15 protein-coding genes are annotated in these 16,703 nt (G+C 65.3%); 1 reads left to right on the top strand and 14 read right to left on the bottom strand.

What is annotated here, in order from left to right:
* Window position 1: 1 nt before the first annotated feature.
* From Q9R31_RS06535 to Q9R31_RS06480, 12 genes are all read right to left on the bottom strand, one after another.
* The gene (locus Q9R31_RS06535) at window positions 2–1,987 is read right to left on the bottom strand and encodes a WYL domain-containing protein (RefSeq protein WP_311261929.1); all 1,986 of its coding nucleotides are present in this window, start codon (window positions 1,985–1,987) and stop codon (window positions 2–4) included.
* 93 nt (window positions 1,988–2,080) lie between these two features.
* Window positions 2,081–2,476, bottom strand: coding sequence for an FKBP-type peptidyl-prolyl cis-trans isomerase (locus tag Q9R31_RS06530; RefSeq protein ID WP_311261928.1), 396 nt, complete (start codon window positions 2,474–2,476; stop codon window positions 2,081–2,083).
* A 63-nt stretch (window positions 2,477–2,539) separates the two neighbouring features.
* The gene (locus tag Q9R31_RS06525; protein WP_311261927.1) at window positions 2,540–3,508 is read right to left on the bottom strand and encodes an FKBP-type peptidyl-prolyl cis-trans isomerase; all 969 of its coding nucleotides are present in this window, start codon (window positions 3,506–3,508) and stop codon (window positions 2,540–2,542) included.
* A 115-nt stretch (window positions 3,509–3,623) separates the two neighbouring features.
* A complete protein-coding gene (gene pafA / locus Q9R31_RS06520; protein WP_311261926.1) occupies window positions 3,624–4,988 on the bottom strand; it encodes a Pup--protein ligase in 1,365 nt (454 codons plus the stop codon).
* A gap of 9 nt (window positions 4,989–4,997) precedes the next feature.
* The gene (gene prcA, locus Q9R31_RS06515) at window positions 4,998–5,708 is read right to left on the bottom strand and encodes a proteasome subunit alpha (protein ID WP_311261925.1); all 711 of its coding nucleotides are present in this window, start codon (window positions 5,706–5,708) and stop codon (window positions 4,998–5,000) included.
* A 1-nt stretch (window position 5,709) separates the two neighbouring features.
* Window positions 5,710–6,531: a proteasome subunit beta gene (prcB, locus tag Q9R31_RS06510; protein ID WP_311261924.1), complete on the bottom strand. Its 822-nt coding sequence runs from the start codon at window positions 6,529–6,531 to the stop codon at window positions 5,710–5,712.
* Window positions 6,532–6,611: 80 nt separating this feature from the next.
* Window positions 6,612–6,815, bottom strand: coding sequence for a ubiquitin-like protein Pup (locus Q9R31_RS06505; protein WP_306900750.1), 204 nt, complete (start codon window positions 6,813–6,815; stop codon window positions 6,612–6,614).
* Between the two features lie 84 nt (window positions 6,816–6,899).
* Window positions 6,900–8,573, bottom strand: a complete 1,674-nt coding sequence (gene dop, locus Q9R31_RS06500; protein ID WP_311261923.1) for a depupylase/deamidase Dop — start codon at window positions 8,571–8,573, stop codon at window positions 6,900–6,902.
* A complete protein-coding gene (gene arc, locus Q9R31_RS06495; protein ID WP_311261922.1) occupies window positions 8,570–10,321 on the bottom strand; it encodes a proteasome ATPase in 1,752 nt (583 codons plus the stop codon). Before arc ends, dop begins: the two co-directional genes overlap by 4 nt.
* An 83-nt stretch (window positions 10,322–10,404) precedes the next feature.
* Window positions 10,405–11,469, bottom strand: coding sequence for a tRNA (adenine-N1)-methyltransferase (locus Q9R31_RS06490; RefSeq protein ID WP_311261921.1), 1,065 nt, complete (start codon window positions 11,467–11,469; stop codon window positions 10,405–10,407).
* 95 nt (window positions 11,470–11,564) lie between these two features.
* Window positions 11,565–12,767, bottom strand: a complete 1,203-nt coding sequence (locus Q9R31_RS06485; RefSeq protein WP_311261920.1) for a site-2 protease family protein — start codon at window positions 12,765–12,767, stop codon at window positions 11,565–11,567.
* Window positions 12,760–13,491, bottom strand: coding sequence for an HAD family phosphatase (locus Q9R31_RS06480; RefSeq protein WP_311261919.1), 732 nt, complete (start codon window positions 13,489–13,491; stop codon window positions 12,760–12,762). The genes Q9R31_RS06485 and Q9R31_RS06480 overlap by 8 nt, the downstream gene beginning before the upstream one ends.
* Before the next feature lie 150 nt (window positions 13,492–13,641).
* Here Q9R31_RS06480 and Q9R31_RS06475 point away from each other — a divergent pair, with 150 nt between their 5' ends.
* Entirely contained in the window at window positions 13,642–14,547 is a 906-nt protein-coding gene (locus Q9R31_RS06475) for a PAC2 family protein (protein WP_311261918.1), read from the top strand.
* A 16-nt stretch (window positions 14,548–14,563) separates the two neighbouring features.
* On the opposite strand, the gene mshC is transcribed toward Q9R31_RS06475, so the two are convergent.
* The gene (gene mshC, locus Q9R31_RS06470; protein WP_311261917.1) at window positions 14,564–15,841 is read right to left on the bottom strand and encodes a cysteine--1-D-myo-inosityl 2-amino-2-deoxy-alpha-D-glucopyranoside ligase; all 1,278 of its coding nucleotides are present in this window, start codon (window positions 15,839–15,841) and stop codon (window positions 14,564–14,566) included.
* 15 nt (window positions 15,842–15,856) lie between these two features.
* A complete protein-coding gene (locus Q9R31_RS06465; RefSeq protein WP_311261916.1) occupies window positions 15,857–16,690 on the bottom strand; it encodes an undecaprenyl-diphosphate phosphatase in 834 nt (277 codons plus the stop codon).
* Window positions 16,691–16,703 lie beyond the last annotated feature (13 nt).

Raw genomic sequence — 16,703 nt, 5'->3', positions numbered from 1 at the left:
TCTATCGGTCGTATCTGTCCAGCGAAGCCGCAAGCCAGTCCCGCGCGGCGGAAGCCAGTTCCGCGGGGGCCAAAATCCGGGCTGAACCGCCATGCTGGGCCACGAACATCGGCAGCCATGCTGTGTTGCCGAACCGGATCTCCGCCACCAGGCCGCCGTCGGGCAACTCAGCGGTGCGCTCCGCGTAGTAGTCCTCCGCCAGCCCCCTCCCCTGCCGGGTGAGCTGGACAGTGACGGTGGTGTCGTCGTCGTTGGCGGTGAAGAGCTTGGCGGGGACCCCGCCCTCCGGTGTGCCGTGCCGGGCGGCTGGAACGCCGTTGGGGTGCACGTCCTGTACCCGGTCCAGCCGGAAGTTCCGCAGCCCGTCCACCAGGTGGCACCAGGCTTCCAGGTACCAGGTGTTGTCCAGGGAATACAGCCGCAGCGGGTCAACGTCGCGTTCCGTTACGGCGTCGCGCTGGGGTGACAGGTAGGTGAGGTGGAGTTGGGAGCCGGACTCGATGGCTTGGCGCACGGTGGCATGGGTTGCGGCGTCCGCAGGCGCAACCTGCGGCCCGGCGATGGACGCAGCACGCAGTCCTTCCTCGCCTGCGGCCGCCAGGAGCTTCAAGGTGACAGACTCCAGGGCACCGCCGCCGGGAAGGTCCGGCAGGCCGTTGAGGGTTTCAAGGCCTGTCAGCAGCGCACACGCCTCCGCCACGGTAAACCGGACAGGCTTCTTCAGGTCAAGGTCCTGGGTAATGAAGACGTGGTCGTCTTCCCACTGGATGTCAAGCAGGTCGTCCGGATACCCCTCCGGCAGTCCGGAGCAGATGAGGATCCGCAGGTCTGCTTCGAGCTCTTCCCGGCTGACACCGAAGTGCTTTGCGACGTCCTGGATGTGCAGGCCCTGGTTATGGACCAGGAAGGGCACCAGTTGCAGCATGCGCTTGAGCTGGTCCTCAGAGGTCCCCTTCCGGGCGCCCCGGGAACGGGCCGCAGGGAACGTGTAGGCCGGGACGGGTGCGCCGCTGAACTCCGCTGCAGCCTGCAGCCTGCGGCGCACGGCGGCGGCAAGCGTGGAAGGTTCCACTGCCAGGGCATCGGGTCCGTAGGAAGCCAGTTCTTCGGCAAGTACCTCCGGGTCCCGGTACTCCACGAAGAGCCGGTCGAAGCCCTCAGCGGGTTGTCCTGGTCCCTGGTCCGGGGCGCCTTGGACAGCACGACGGCGCAGGGCCAGCAGGTGCCCCTCCTTAACGTCCACGACGGCGGTGCGCAGCGGCAGTTCAGGCAGCCGGTCAAGCTCAGCCCGGATATTGAAGTCCACGGGTGGTGTGTACTGCTCCCTTGCACGGGTGGTTACGGCACTGGTGAAGCGCGACAGCCGGAAATGCCTGGGGGCCTTCCGTGCCCGGTCATAGCCCATGAGGTACCACTGGCCGAACCTGCTGCCCAAGCCCCACGGCTCCACGGTGCGTTCTTCCTCGTTGCCGGTGGTGCCGGCGAGATACGTGAACGTGATGGGATGCCGGGCGTGCATGGCGGCCACGATGTCATCGAAGGCCTGGCCGGCGGGTTTGATCCGGGGCTGGACCCCGGCCGGGAGTTCCACCTCCGCCATCCTGCCGGAAGCCTGGAGTTTGCGGAGGGCGCTTTGGGCGGCAGTCCCCAGTGCCGCACGTTCCCACAGCTGGGAGGCCAGCAGGAGGACGGTCCATTCCTCGGGCCCCAGCTGGACGTCCGGGAGCCGGTTGGACTCCTTGCCGATCCGGTATCTGGTGGTGGCGGGGTCGTCCTCGCTCCAGCCCATGTCCGTCAGTGTCTCGACGTCGAAGCCCATCGCACGCAGGTCGTTCTTGTCCCGCTCGAACATCCGTCCGAATGCGACGTCGTTGCCGGAGGTGTCGTGGTAGACCTTTTCGCGCAGCTCGCTGCGGTGCAGCCCGTAGCGGGTGTTGAGCAGCGCAATCAGCAGGTTGAGGAGTCGTTCGGTGCGGGATAGGGACACGTTCGTTACGTTACTAAACTCCTCCGGCGAAAGCAGAAAGCGCGGCAGTACGGGAGGGATATCCTCCGGTACTGCCGCGCTCCCGGGGTTGGGTCAGCGGACGGCCACGAGGTCCACGACGAAGATCAGTGCCTCGTTGGGGGCAATCGCGCCGCCGGCACCGCGCGAGCCATAGGCGAGCTCGGAGGGGATCTCGAGGCGGCGGCGGCCACCGACCTTCATGCCCAGCAGGCCCTGGTCCCAGCCCTGGATGACCTGGCCGACGCCGACGCGGAAGTCCAGCGGTGCGCCGCGGCCCCAGGAGGCGTCGAATTCCTCGCCCGTGGACCAGGCAACGCCGACGTAGTGGGTGGAGACGGTGTCCCCTGCCTTGGCTTCGGGGCCGTCACCCTCGATGAGGTCTGTGATGACGAGTTCCGTGGGGACATCGCCTTCGGGGAAGTCGATCTCGGGCTTCTGGCGGTCGAATTCCCGCTGTCCAAAAGACATGCTTGCTCCTATGCGTGAGTGTTGATGGGTGCCGCGAGGGACGCGGCGTCCTTGTAAGTCTTGCTACTTGACCCCGAGGATGTCCACTACGAAGACCAGGTCGCCCTTTGCCTGGCCCTGGCCGGCGTCGCCGTAGGCCAGGTCCTTCGGGATGACCAGCAGGACGCGCGAGCCTACGGTCTTACCGGCGAGGCCCTGGGTCCAGCCCTTGATGACGCCGGTGAGCGGGAAGGTGGCCGGCTGGCCGCGGTCGAAGCTGGAATCGAACTTGGTGCCGTCGGCGAGATTGACGCCGACGTAGTTGACAGTGAGGGTGTCGGACTCCTTGACGGTGGCGCCGGTGCCCTTGATCAGGTCCTGCGAAACAAGGGATGTGGGGGCCGCAGCACCGGCCACGTTGATTTCCGGGATGCCGTCCTTCTCCGTCACGGTGGGCAGCCCCGCCGGCGGCGTCACGGTTTCACCCTGGGGCTTGTCCAGCACAGGGGTGGGGTCGGACGCGGAAAGAACCTTGATGATCAGCAACTGCGAGGGCGCGGCTGCGGCACTCGGGCTGGGGCTGGCGCCGTCGGACGGGCTGGGGCTCCCCGATGCTGCGCTCTGCTGGCCGGGGACGGCCAGCGCCAGGCTGGATCCGACCTTTGCGCCCACGAAAGCGTTGTAGATGACGGCGCTGCTGGTCTTGAGCTCATCATTCAGCTCCAGGCTTTCAGGCTCGTTGGGGAACGTATCCTCAAGCTGGGACCCGTCCGTGCCGTTCAGGGCGAGGATGGAAATCTTGGCAACCTGGTTGGCCTTCACCGCGTCGCCGCTGCCTTCGGCAACCACCTTGATGGTTGGCTGGGTCACGGCGAGGGGCTTGTCGAAGTCCACGCCAGGGGCTTTCTTGTCCCCGTTGTCGGTCAGCTTGAGGGAGTCGAACTTTGCAGTCTCCCCGGCGGACTGGCTGCTGGGCTCTGGCTGGGAGGCGGTGCCTCCGCAGGCGGTCAGGAGCAGCAGGCCGGGAAGGAGGATTGCTAGTAGTCGGCGCACGTAGGAAAACTTTCGTCGGGGCAGGGTGGATACGGCAATCCGCATGGCGGCGGAGCGTGCCGTGGTGAAGTCCCGTTAAAAGGACCTTATCCAGAATAGACCCTGAAGCTGGACGTCAGCCCATAGAGTCCAGAAGCGCATCAACGCGATCATCGACGCTGCGGAAGGGATCCTTGCACAGTATTGTCTGGTGGGCGCGGTCGTTCAGTTTCAGGTGCACCCAGTCCACGGTGTAATCACGTCCCAGTTCCTGCGCGCGGCGGACAAAGTCGCCGCGCAACTTGGCGCGGGTGGTCTGCGGCGGTGCGTCCACTGCACCCTTGATGACTGTGTCGTCGACGATCCGGCGTACCGCCCCACGGGACTGCAGCAGGTAGAACAGTCCACGGCTGCGGGAGATGTCGTGGTAGGTCAGATCGAGCTGGGCAATGCGGGGCGCGTCCAGGCCCAGGCCGTGGCGTTCCCGGTAGTTGTCCATCAGCTTCTTCTTGATGGCCCAGTCGATTTCGGTGTCAATGGCCTTGGTGTCACCGGATTCAATCGCATGCAGTGTCCGCTCCCACAGATCGAGGATCAGCGGTACGTGCGGGTTGTGGGCGCCGTGCTCCCTGACGAAGGCCGTGACCTTGGTCAGGTACTCCTGCTGGATTTCAAGGGCGGTGAGCTGGCGTCCGTTGGCCAGGCGGACCAGTGCCCTGCCACTGAGGTCATGGGAGATTTCCCTGATACTCCGGATGGGATTTTCCATCCGCATGTCGCGCATGATCACGCCCGCTTCGATCATCCGAAGGACCAGGTCCACGGTGCCGACTTTCATCAGGGCAGTCGCCTCTGACATGTTCGAGTCCCCCACAATGACGTGCAGGCGCCGGTAGAACTCCGCGTCCGCGTGCGGCTCATCACGGGTGTTGATGATGGGCCGTGACCGTGTAGTGGCGGAGGAGACCCCCTCCCAGATGTGGTCTGCGCGCTGGGAGAATGCGTAAGTGGCGCCATGCGGGGTCTTCAGGATCTTTCCGGCGCCGGCGATGAGCTGGCGGGTGACCAGGAACGGAATCAGGATTTCGGCCAGGCGCGAAAACTCTCCACGGCGGGGAATGAGGTAGTTCTCGTGGCTGCCGTACGAGTTACCCGCGGAGTCGGTGTTGTTCTTGAACAGGTACACGGTGCCGTTGAAGCCTTCGGCCGCCAACCGGGCCTGGGCCTCATCCACCAGGTCATCGAGGATAAGCTCACCCGCGCGGTCATGGGCGATCAGCTGGGCGAGGTCATCGCATTCGGCGGTGGCGTATTCGGGGTGTGACCCAACATCGAGGTACAGCCGCGAACCGTTGGTGAGGAACACATTGGATGAGCGCCCCCAGCTGACCACCTTGCGGAAGAGGTACCGTGCCACCTCTTCAGGGGCAAGTGGCCTCGAATCGGGGCTCGAGTAAGAGATCCCGAATTCGGTTTCGATGCCGAAGATTCTCTTGTCCATGTCGTCCTCCTAGGCCAGCAGTGCTGTGATGTCCGCGTCGTTCAGCCTGCGGAAGGCACGCCGGGAGCCGCGTGAGCTTTCGGAAAGCCTGTCCAGGACTGCCACTTCGAGCGCACCCGGCGGCAGCGGTGCTGCTGGCTGGTCTCCGTCCTGGGCAGGCGTGAGTCCCTTCAAAGCCAGCCGGACAGCATCGGCGAAGCCGAGGGACGCCTGCCATCCCGCCTCGATGGCTGAAGACACCTTTTCTGCCTGGCCGCCCATGACTACAAAACTGTGCTCGTCGGCGATCGAGCCGTCGAAGGTCAAGCGGTACAGGTGGTCTTCGGCCTGGGCGGTGCCCACTTCGGCTACCGCCAGTTCCACTTCAAACGGCTTCTGCTCGGCGGTGAAGACGGCCCCCAGGCTTTGCGCGTAGACGCTTGCCAGGCCTCGTGCGGTTACATCCTCGCGATCGTACGAGTACCCCCGGACGTCGGCATAACGGACACCGGCCTGCCGCAGGCTTTCGAATTCGTTGTACTTGCCCACCGCGGCGAATGCGATCTTGTCGTAGATTTCGCCGATCTTGTGCAGTGACGGGGAAGGATTCTCGGCCACGAGCGCGATGCCGTCGGCGCAGCTGATGACAACCACCGACCGGCCGCGGGCGATGCCTTTCCGCGCGAAGTCCGCGCGGTCCTTCATCAGCTGTTCGGGCGAGACGTAGAACTGCTGCGTCATCTCAGGCCTCCCGTCCGGCGATGGTGCGTGCTTCGATCACGCTGCGCGAAGCCGCCGCGAGGTCGGCTTCCGGCACCCGGCGGGCTCCTGTCCTGTCCACTGTGTAAACCACAGGCCACAACTGCCGGACGGTGTCGGGGCCGCCGGTGGCGGAATCGTCGTCGGCGGCGTCATACAGGGACTCTACGGCTACGGACAGTGCCTCGGCGGCGGTGAGGTTGGGGCGCCAGAGCTTCTTCAGGGCGCCCCGTGCGAAGACGGAGCCGGAGCCGACGGTGTGATGTTCGTGTTCCTCGTACCTGCCGCCGGTGACGTCATAGGAGAACAGCCGGCCGACACCTGCGCTGGTGTCGAAGCCTGCAAACAGGGGCACCACGGCCAGGCCCTGAAGGGCCATCGGGAGGTTGCCCCTGATCATGGCACCCAGCCGGTTGGCCTTGCCTTCGAGGCTGAGCTGGGTTCCTTCAATTTTTTCGTAGTGCTCAAGTTCAACCTGGAACAGCCGCGTCAGGTCAATCGCTATGCCGGCTGTTCCGGCTATGCCAAGGACAGAGAAGTGGTCTGCCGGGAAGACCTTCTCGATGTGCCTGCTGGCAATGATGTTTCCCATGGTGGCGCGCCTGTCGCCTGCCATCAGGACACCGCCGCCGTAACTCATGGCAACAATGGTGGTGGCGTGTGGAACCTGCACCTGGACAGCCGTGGACGCGCCACCCTGGAGGGACCGGCTGAAGGGCAAAAGTTCGGGCCGGTCCCGTTGCAGGTGCTCCGTAAAGGACGAGGTGGCGTTGGCGGCTACCTGGTTGGCGGTTGATTCCTGCACTCATCACTCCTTGAACGTGGTACTTCAACGTCGGTACAGATTCCGGCCGTCCGCGGCTTCCGCCACCTTCCGGGTCCGGGTTACTGGCCGCCCTTTTGCACAAATGCCCGGACGAACTCCTCGGCGTTGGATTCCAGGACGCCGTCGATTTCGTCCAGCAGGTCGTCGACGCCTTCGGTCGATGCCGATGCCTGGGCCTCGGGCGGTGCCGGGGGTGCCTCGGGGATGTCGTCCTCGACCTGGGTGTCACGTGACTGCGGCTGCTGCTGCTCCTGGCCTGCCATTGGTTTCCCTCCTTATTCCTCCGGTGGATCCGGTGGATCCTCCGATATGCCCATCCTGCCATGGGACGGGCCTTCCGGCGCGGTTTACGCCGCAGGCGGAGTGCTGTTGTGTCCCAGCAGTTCCCCGAGGAACGGTCCCGCTTCCCGGTAGCGCTCGAACAACGCTCCGGTAAGGGCTTTGGTTCCCCTCAGGGGTTCTCTGGTGGGCACCCGCTGAAGCCGTCCGTACCCCGGCACGTCGAAGATAACCGAATCCCAGCTTGCCCCCACCACATCCTTGCCAAAGCTGCTGATGCACTTTCCCCGGAAGAAGGCCCGGGTGTCGGCGGGGGGCTCGGCCACGGCAGCGGCGATCACGGCATCATCCACCACGCGCTGCATCCGGTTCCTGGACAGCAGGCGGTAGTAGAGACCTTTCTCCGGCCTGATATCGGACCACTGGAGATCCACCAGGCCCAGCCGGGCATCACTCCATTCCAGTCCATCGCGCTGCCGGTATCCGTCAAGCAGGGTGAGCTTGGCGAGCCATTCCACAGAGGTGGCCGCGGCGGCCCTGTCACTGTCCAGTTGGGTGAGAACCGCAGCCCACCGTTCCAGGACCTCGTGGGTGTGCCCGTCACCGTCCACGGCGTCGCCTACACCGGTGTCCTGGGCAAGTTTGGCCGCGGCCTCGTGGTACATCCATTGAAGGTCCAGGGCAGTGACCCGGCGTCCGTCCAACAAGCGCAGCTTTGCGGTCAGGGACGTATCGTGGCTCACCGTCTTAAGTGCTGCCACGGGCTCGTAGACCTCGATTTTGGGGGCCAGCCCTGCCTCGATGAGGCTGAGGACCATGGCCGTGGTACCGAACTTGAGGTAGTTGGACACCTGGCTGAGATTGGCGTCGCCGATGATGACGTGGAGGCGCCGGTACTTGTCGGCCGTGGAGTGGGGCTCGTCCCGGGTGTTGATGATGGGCCGGCGGATGGTGGTCTCAAGGCCCACCTCGGCTTCGAAGAAGTCGGCCCGCTGGCTGACCTGGAAGCCGGGCGTTGAGCTGTCCTGTCCTATCCCCAGGCGGCCGGCGCCGCACACAACCTGCCGGCTGATGAAGAACGGCGTGAGCCCGCGGACGATGTCGCCGAAAGGGACCGAACGGGGCATGAGGTAGTTTTCGTGTGAACCGTAGGACACGGACTTGTTGTCCGTGTTGTTTTTGTAGAGGTTGACCGGCGGAAGGGCAGGGTCCGCGGCGAGCCGGCGCACGGCGGCCAACCCCACAAGGTCCCCGGCAGCGTCCCAGGCCACCGCGTCCCGCGGGTTGGTGACCTCGGGGCTGGAGTACTCCGGGTGGGCGTGGTCGACGTACAACCTGGCTCCGTTGCCAAGGACCATATTCATCAGCAATGTCCCGGACTCGTCCTGGCCGTCCAGCTCGAGTTCCTCACGGCCGTAGGCCAGGGCCACCGCCTCTGCATCGAGGACCGGTGGCTGGTCCGTGAGCTGGCTGGGGTGTGCGGTACCCCGGTCCACGGTCCAGCCACGGGCATCGTGCAGCGGCTCTTCATCGGTATAGTCCCAGCGGGTTTCGGCCCCGCCGGCCGCCCGTTGCCTGGTGACCTGTGCGTACGCCTGCACCACCCGGGCGCTCATCATGGTGGCGTTGGCCGAGGGTGCGGAGGGAGCGTGGATGCCGTACTCGGTTTCCGCCCCCATGACCCGCATGGCCCCGCCGACGGGGAGCGCTTCCCCGGCGGCAGGTGCCTTTGCATCCGTCATAGATACTGCCCCGTGGTTGGCATCGTCTCGATCGACTTGCCCGGTTCCTGGCCGGCCTTGCCCTGGACGATGGTGCGGATATAGGTGATCCGTTCGCCCTTCTTCCCGGAGATGCGTGCCCAGTCGTCCGGGTTGGTGGTGTTGGGCATGTCCTCGTGTTCGCGGAATTCGTCAACCACCGCACGCAGCAGGTGCTCGATCCGGAGTCCCTTCTGGTGCGTGGTCAACAGGTCCTTGATGGCGTACTTCTTGGCCCGGTCCACCACGTTCTGCACTACGGCGCCCGAGTTGAAGTCCTTGAAGTACAGCATCTCGGTGTCACCGTTGGCATACGTGACTTCGAGGAACTCATTGGACTTGTCCGTGGAGTACATGGCTTCCACTGTGCGCTGGACCATGGCGTCAACCGTGGCCTGGACGTCGCCGTTGTGTTCAGCGAGGTCTGATTCGTGGAACGGCAGGTCCGTCGTGATGTATTTGTTGAAGATGTCTGCTGCGGCTTCAGCGTCGGGGCGCTGGATCTTGACCTTCACGTCCAGCCGGCCGGGCCGGAGGATGGCGGGGTCGATCATGTCCTCGCGGTTGGATGCGCCGATGACGATGACATTGTCGAGGCGCTCCACGCCGTCGATCTCACTGAGGAGCTGGGGCACGATGGTGGTTTCGACGTCGGACGAGATGCCGGTGCCGCGGGTGCGGAACAGGGAGTCCATTTCGTCGAAGAACACCACTACCGGGCTGCCGTCCGAGGCCTTTTCCCGGGCGCGGGAGAAGATCAGGCGGATATGCCGCTCTGTTTCACCCACGTACTTGTCAAGGAGTTCGGGCCCCTTGATGTTCAGGAAGTAGCTCTTCAGGTCCACGTTCCCGGACCGTTCGGCGGCGCGTGCAGCGAGGGAGTTGGCAACTGCCTTGGCAATAAGGGTCTTGCCGCAGCCCGGAGGACCGTAGAGCAGGATGCCCTTGGGGGCCTTCAGTCCGTGCTCGCGGTAGAGGTCGGGGTGCAGGAAGGGCAGTTCCACGGCGTCCCGGATCTGCTCGATCTGGGGTCCCAGGCCGCCAATGTCCTCGTACGTGATGTCCGGAACTTCCTCGAGGACCAGGTTCTCCACCTCGGAGCGCGGCACCTTCTCGAGTGCGTAGCCTGTGCGGGAGTCCACGGAGAGGGCGTCGCCAACCCTGAGCTTCTCGGCCTGGAGTGCACCGGACAGCCGGACCACGCGTTCTTCGTCGGCCCGGCCCACCACCAGGGCCCGGTCGCGCCCCAGCATCTCCTTCAGGGTGGCCAGCTCGCCGGCGCGTTCATAGCCGAGTCCAGCAACGATCAGGAGGGCTTCGTTGAGCAGTACCTCCTGGCCTACCGCCAGTTGGTTGATGTTCACCAGGGGGCTGATGCCCACGCGCATCTTCCGGCCGGCGTTGAAGATATCCACCGATTCCTCGGTGGCGGCCTGTCCGCTGTTGCCGGGGGAAGGCTGCCGCTTTGGATTGATCTGGAGGATGGTGCCGAAGCTGTACGGCGGCTGCCCTTCCTGGTCCAGGGCGTTTTTCAGCCGGAGAATCTCCGCCTTGGCCGTCTCAAGCATGCTGACCAGCTTGGTGTTGTTCTGCGTTGCCGCTGCCAACTGGCGGTCGATGTGCCTGAGCTTGTCCCGAAGTATGTTGACCTGGCGGTCAGCAACCGAGAGGTCGTTGGCGGCAGACTGCTCTGCCGGTGTACGTCCGGAGTCCTGGTTTGGTGTCTCCATGATGTATCAGCCCCTTCCTGCGCTTCTCTTAAAGACATTAGTCCCAAGATGCCGGGTAGGGATGGAGACTCCCGAAATGTGGACTAGTTCGTAACCTCGGGCGTGTCCACCACGTTCGTCCCTGCGATGGCGTCGCGGGCTGCACGCCGCAGCTTCTTATCAGACACTGCCCGCTCCCCCACAGCACCGGGAGTCCAGGCATTGACGTCCTCTTCATTGAATTCGGTCTTGGACGGCCGGCGCTTGACCGAGATGCCCGTGACCCCGTCGGCAAGCCGACGGGTGACAAGCAGGAATCCGGTATGGGCCACCATGCGGTGGTCCGGCCGGACCGCCAGCCCCTCCAGGTGCCAGCCGCGGACCAGCGATTCCCAGGCGTCAGGTTCGGTGAAGCGGCCGTCGGCGCGGATGGCCTCCGCTGTACGGGACAGCTGGGTGACAGTGGCCACGTAGTTGATCCAGACGCCGCCCGGGGCAAGAACGGTTGCGACGGCGTCGAGGCACTCCCAGGGCGCCAGCATGTCCAGCACCACGCGGTCCACGGAGCCGGGCTCTTCGGCCTTGACCACTTCCTCCTGGAAGTCGCCGAGGGAAATCTGCCAGGCAGGATGCGGGCCGCCGAAGATGGTCTCCACGTTGCCACGGGCGATGTCCGCAAACTCTTCCCGCCGCTCGAAGGAGTGCAGGTAGCCGTTGTCCCCGACGGCCCGGAGCAGGGAGATGGACAGGGCACCGGAGCCGACGCCGGCCTCCACCACGCGTGCGCCAGGGAAGATATCGGCCATGGTCACGATCTGGCCCGCGTCCTTGGGATAGACGACGGCGGCACCGCGAGGCATGGACAGCACGAAGTCGGAGAGCAGCGGGCGCAGGGTCTGGTACTGCTGGCCAACGTTGTTGACCACGACGGAGCCGTCCACCTTGCCAATGATTTCGTCGTGGTTCAGGAAGCCGCGGTGGGTATGGAAAGCACCACCGCGTTCAAGCGTGATGGTATTCATGCGGCCGCGTTCGTCGGTGAGCTGGACACGCTCGCCTTCGCGGAAGGGGCCGCGGCGACGGGCAGCTCCCACCGGCTGCGAGCCGCTGGCGGCAGCATCGGCTTGCGCTGCTCCCTTGGCGTCGTTGACGGCAGTTTCGCTGCTCATGATGTTCCTCGCTCCTGTAAACCTCTTGTACCGCCGCCAAAGTCCCTACGGATAATTCTGGCTTTACGGCGGCAATGCACGACCGGCAGGTAACTCTACCGGTTCTGGCCCTGCGGGCGCTTATCGTTGCGCCGGCCCTTCCCGGTGATGGCCGCGAGGACCACGTCCTGGGTCAGCAACCCAGTGACTGCGCCGTTGTGGTCCACCACGGCATAGTGACGTCCTTCGAGCTGCGAAAGAAACTGGATCAGTTCCTGCCCTTTGGACCACTCGGGAATGTAGGCGCCGGCAGCCAGGGGAAACGAGATGGCGGTGACCGGGGTTGTATCCGCGGCCGCACCGGGCACCGAGGCGAGTGCACCGGGGTCCACCACTGCCTGCGGCCGGCCGTCGGGTCCGCAGACCACCAGGGACTTCGTTCCGGCTGCTGCCAGGCGGAGGGCATCGCGGACGGTGCCGGTGGCAGGTATCCCCACGGCCGGCGTCGACAATCCGGCTGCGCTGACCAGCGGCAGCCGTGCCCGCAGCGTGCCTTGCTGGATGGACGCCGAGGCGCCCATCCACAGGAAGCCGCCCACAAGGATGGTGATCATGAGGAGGCTGAAGTCCGGCTGGTCGCCGGCGAGGTATGGGCGAAGGAGGAACCAGTAAGCGATTGCCACGACAATGACGCGCCCGCCCCAGCCGGCGGCCACGGTTCCTTTCGCCTGGCTGCCGGTGGCCTTCCACACAATGGACTCGACAAGCCGTCCCCCGTCCAGCGGCAGGCCCGGAAGGACGTTGAACACAGCGATGAGGAAGTTGGCCCACATAAAGATGTTCGTCAGGATCTCGGCGACACTTCCCAGGCTGTTGGTGCCCAGGAGCAGCCAGGCTCCGCCGGCGAGCACGAAATTGGCTGCCGGTCCGGCCAGCGCCACCAGGACGGACCGGCCGGGGGAAGCCGTGAAGCTCTCGAACTGCGTGTGCCCGCCCCAAAGGTTGAGGACGATCTTTTGCGTGGGCCACCCGTAGATTTTGGCGGTGAGGGCGTGGGCGAGTTCGTGGACCAGCACAGAGATCAGGAGCAGGACAGCGTAGGCGAAGGCCACGAGATAGGCACTGACGCCCAGCATGGGGTTGTTTTGCGCCAATACGGGCCCGTAGGCGATAACGGTGAAGGCCGCGATCACGAACCACGAGTACGCGAGTACGACGGGGACGCCGGCAATGCGTCCCAGCGGGATGCCTTCACGGCGTCCCGCTGTGCCCGGAGGGGTTCCCGGGCCGGTGGCCGGTTGGGTGTCCGGTTCAGCCACGGGAGTCACCGGCGGCGCCGGCGGCCGGCCCCGTTGCCTCCACCCCCAGGAGCAGGGCTTCAAGCTCAATCAGGCTGCGGCCGGCCAGGGAGTCCCAGAGTGCGTAGCTGGCGTCGTCGGGCAGTGGAACGATGTGGGGGACGGCCACGGTGGTGACGCCGGAGGCTACGGCCGCGGCAACACCCGGGACGGAGTCCTCGAGGGCAACGCAGTGATGGATCCCGAGGTCAGGATCGCCTTCCTGCAGCAGCTCGACGGCGGTCAGGTAGGCCTCGGGGTGCGGCTTGCCCCGGGTGACGGTGTCGCCGGTGACCACGACTTCGAAGTAGGGCCGGGGAAGGCTGGCCACCACTTCGCGGGCCAGCGGTCCCTCGGACATCGTGACCAGGGCGCAGCGCACGCCCGCCAGGTGGAGTTCCTCGAGGAGTTCACGGGCGCCCGGGCGCCACGGCACCTGCTGCTGGACGCTGCTGATGACCCGGGCCGTCAGGTAATCGATGATCTCGCGGATTTCGAGCATGACCCCGGCCTGCTGGAGCAGGCCCGCGGAAAACGTCAGTGACTGGCCCACCAGTTGCATCGCCTGGTCGTGGCTCCAGGTGCCGCCATGGGCCTCTACCAGTGCCCGCTCAGCGGCAATCCAGTATGGCTCGGTGTCCACGATGGTCCCGTCCATGTCCCAAAGGACGGCTTTGAGCGGGGAACCGGCGGCAGGAAATCGCATGTCGCCAGTCTACGGGGCGTGGTGGACAGAGGCTGTGGGCTACGCCCTTGGCGAATATGACGCAACCCGGGTGCCTTTTGCACCCGTTACCGGTGATTTGCGGCGCTTCATTCCATGCGCGAGCGTGCACCTTGGACGTAGGGTGAAGAAATGAATAGCTTCGAGGGAGACACCGCCGAACAAGGTGCCGGACCCGAGCGGGAACGGTTCCTGCAGCCGGTGGCTGATGGACAGCGCGTAACCGTAATGCTCGCCGCCTTTGAAGGGTGGAACGACGCCGGAGAAGCGGCCAGCGATTCGCTGCGGTACCTGAACAAGTTGTGGGGCGGCAAGAAAGTGGCCTCCATTGATGCCGATGAGTATTACGACTTCCAGTTCACGCGCCCCACGGTCCGCAGGAACTCTGCAGGTGAACGCAAGATCAAGTGGCCTTCGACCCGTATCTACAAAGCCAGCGCGCCCAACTCCAACGTGGACGTCATCTTTGTTCAGGGGACTGAACCGTCCTATAAATGGCGCGCCTACACCGCGGAGCTGCTGGTTCATGCTGAGGCGCTCAACGTGGATTATGTGGTGTTGGTGGGTGCATTGCTGGCCGATGTTCCGCACAGCCGCCCGATTCCGGTGAGCACGTCGTCCGATGATGCGCAGCTGCGGGAACGCATGAACCTTGAAGCGTCGCAGTACGAAGGCCCCGTGGGCATCGTGGGGGTCCTGTCCGAGGTGGCACTGCTGGCCGGCATCCCAACCGTATCGTTGTGGGCCGCGGTGCCGCACTACGTGGCACAGGCTCCCTCCCCCAAGGCCCAGCTTGCCCTCCTGCACCGCATCGAGGAGCTGCTGCAGGTGCCCCTGGACACCCACGAGCTGGCGGAGGAGGCGGACGCCTGGGAGCGCGGCGTGGACGAGTTGGCCACCGAGGACCCCGAAATCGCCGCCTACGTGCGGCAGCTGGAGGAAGCCAAGGACACCGCCGACCTGCCTGAGGCCAGCGGCGAGTCCATTGCCCGTGAATTTGAGCGCTACCTGAAGCGGCGGGGCCAGGACCGGCCCTGACGAGCGGAAGCCTGCCTTAGAGCCGGATGCCCAGGAGGGCGTCTACCGCGTCCTTAACCAGGGCGCGGTCGGCGGGGCTGGCGGCAGCACCGCCGTCGTTCGCGGACCGTGCCCAGCGCGACACGGCGGCAACTGCTGCCGGCGCGTTGAGGTCCGCTGCCAGCGCCTCCCGCATATCGGCCAGCAGCGCGCGGCCCGAACCCTCGGGAGCATGATCGAGGGCCTTTCGCCAGGCTGCCAGGTCTGCCTTAGCAGCGGCGAAGCCTTCGTCCGTCCAGGACCAGTCGGACCGGTAGTGGTGGGCAAGGATTGCCAGGCGGATGGCTGCCGGGTCTTCACCGGCGGCGCGAAGCTTGGAGACCAGCACCAGGTTGCCCTTGGACTTGCTCATCTTCTCCCCGTCGAGCCCCACCATGCCTGCGTGCGCGTAGTGCCGGGCAAGCGGCACTCCGGCCAAAGAGTAGGCATGGCCGGCGCCCATCTCGTGGTGCGGGAAGACCAGGTCCGAACCGCCACCCTGCACCGTGAAGGGGGACGGCAGGTACTTCTGGGCGATGACGGTGCATTCGATGTGCCAGCCGGGCCTGCCCGCGCCCAGGCTTCCGCCGGGCCAGCTGGGCTCGCCCTGCCGTTCCACCCGCCACAGCAGCGGATCAAGGGCCTGCCGCTTCCCGGCGCGGCCCGGATCCCCGCCGCGCTCGGCGAAAAGCTCCAGCATGGCGCTTTCCCCCAGGTGGGAAATGCATCCCAGGGCCCAGGCGTCCGGCGCCGTTGACTGCTTGCCCGCTGCTTCGACGTCGTAATAGACATCCCCGTCCGGTTCCCCGTTGATGCCGGGAACCTGGTAGGCCAGGCCCAGGCTGACCAGTTTCTCCACTTCGGGCACGATCAGGCCGATGGATTCGACCGCACCAACATAGTGGTCCGGCGCAAGGACGTTCAGCGCCTCCATGTCTGTCTGGAAGAGCTCCACCTGCTCTGCGGCGAGGTCGCGCCAGTCGACGCCGGTGGCCGTGGCGCGCTCCAGCAGGGGGTCATCCACGTCCGTCACGTTCTGGACATAGGAGACCTCGCTGCCGGCGTCGCGCCAGGCGCGGTTCAGCAGGTCAAAGGCCACATAACTGGCGGCGTGGCCCATATGGGTTGCATCGTAAGGCGTTATGCCGCAGACGTACATGGACGGCCGGTCTTCCCGTTCCAGCGCCACTTCTCGGCCTGCCGTGGTATCGAACAGCCGGATGGCGGGCATGTTTCCGGGCAGGGCAGGAACGGGGCGGGAAGTCCAGGATTTCACAAGCCAAGCCTAGTCCTAGGCGCTGATGACGCCGAAACCGAGCAGCAAGTACAGGGCCAGTCCCAGGAAGATCCGGTACCAGACAAAGAGCCGGTAGCTGCGCGTGGACACGAACTTCAGGAACCAGCCGATGATGACATAGCCCACCACCAGTGCGATCACGGTGGCGAGGGCGGTTTCCGGCAGGCCGAACGGGCCGGAGATGCCCTCCTTGGTCACCACCTTGTAGAGCTGGTAGAGCCCGCTGCCGAAGACCGCGGGGATGGCCAGCAGGAATGAATACCGTGCCGCCGCTTCACGCGTGTAGCCCATCAGCAGGCCCGCCGTAATGGTTCCGCCGGAGCGGGAGACGCCGGGAATCAGGGCCAGGGCCTGCGCCAATCCGTAGAGGACGCCGTGTTTGTAGGTCAGGTGGGCCAGGTCCCGTTTTTGGGCCCCCACGGCGTCGGCCACGGCAAGGAAGAGCCCGAAGACGATCAGCATGGTGGCCACGATCCACATGCTGCGGAGCACGGATTCGATCTGGTCCTGGAAGAGCAGGCCCAGCACGATGATGGGCAGGCTGCCCAGGATGACCAGCCAGCCCATGCGGGCGTCAGGATCCTGCCGCGGCACCTTGCCGCTGAGGGACCCAGCCCACGCTTTGACGATGCGGACGATGTCGCGCCGGAAGAAAATCAGCACGGCGGTCTCTGTGCCGAGCTGCGTGATGGCCGTAAAAGCCGCGCCCGGGTCCTCCGCGTTGGGGAGGAACTCCCCTACGATCCGCAGGTGTGCGCTCGATGAAATAGGTAGAAATTCGGTCAGTCCCTGTACTAGGCCCAGCAGGGCCGCTTCAAACCAGTTCACGCTAAGACCCTAC

Origin of the sequence: Pseudarthrobacter sp. BRE9, from assembly GCF_031844305.1 — a bacterium.
GTDB lineage: Bacteria > Actinomycetota > Actinomycetes > Actinomycetales > Micrococcaceae > Arthrobacter.
The sequence above is the reverse complement of the archived record's forward strand: the minus strand, read 5'-3'. Positions and strand labels throughout refer to the sequence as shown.

Bases quoted from the DNA above. Each gene is read 5' to 3' on its own strand.
- dop (WP_311261923.1), bottom strand. From the start codon at position 8,573: ATGACGGATGCAAAGGCACCTGCCGCCGGGGAAGCGCTCCCCGTCGGC.
- pafA (WP_311261926.1), bottom strand. From the start codon at position 4,988: ATGGACAAGAGAATCTTCGGCATCGAAACCGAATTCGGGATCTCTTAC.
- prcA (WP_311261925.1), bottom strand. From the start codon at position 5,708: ATGACGCAGCAGTTCTACGTCTCGCCCGAACAGCTGATGAAGGACCGC.
- Q9R31_RS06530 (WP_311261928.1), bottom strand. From the start codon at position 2,476: ATGTCTTTTGGACAGCGGGAATTCGACCGCCAGAAGCCCGAGATCGAC.
- Q9R31_RS06490 (WP_311261921.1), bottom strand. From the start codon at position 11,469: ATGAGCAGCGAAACTGCCGTCAACGACGCCAAGGGAGCAGCGCAAGCC.
- Q9R31_RS06480 (WP_311261919.1), bottom strand. From the start codon at position 13,491: ATGCGATTTCCTGCCGCCGGTTCCCCGCTCAAAGCCGTCCTTTGGGAC.
- arc (WP_311261922.1), bottom strand. From the start codon at position 10,321: ATGGAGACACCAAACCAGGACTCCGGACGTACACCGGCAGAGCAGTCT.
- Q9R31_RS06505 (WP_306900750.1), bottom strand. From the start codon at position 6,815: ATGGCAGGCCAGGAGCAGCAGCAGCCGCAGTCACGTGACACCCAGGTC.
- Q9R31_RS06475 (WP_311261918.1), top strand. From the start codon at position 13,642: ATGAATAGCTTCGAGGGAGACACCGCCGAACAAGGTGCCGGACCCGAG.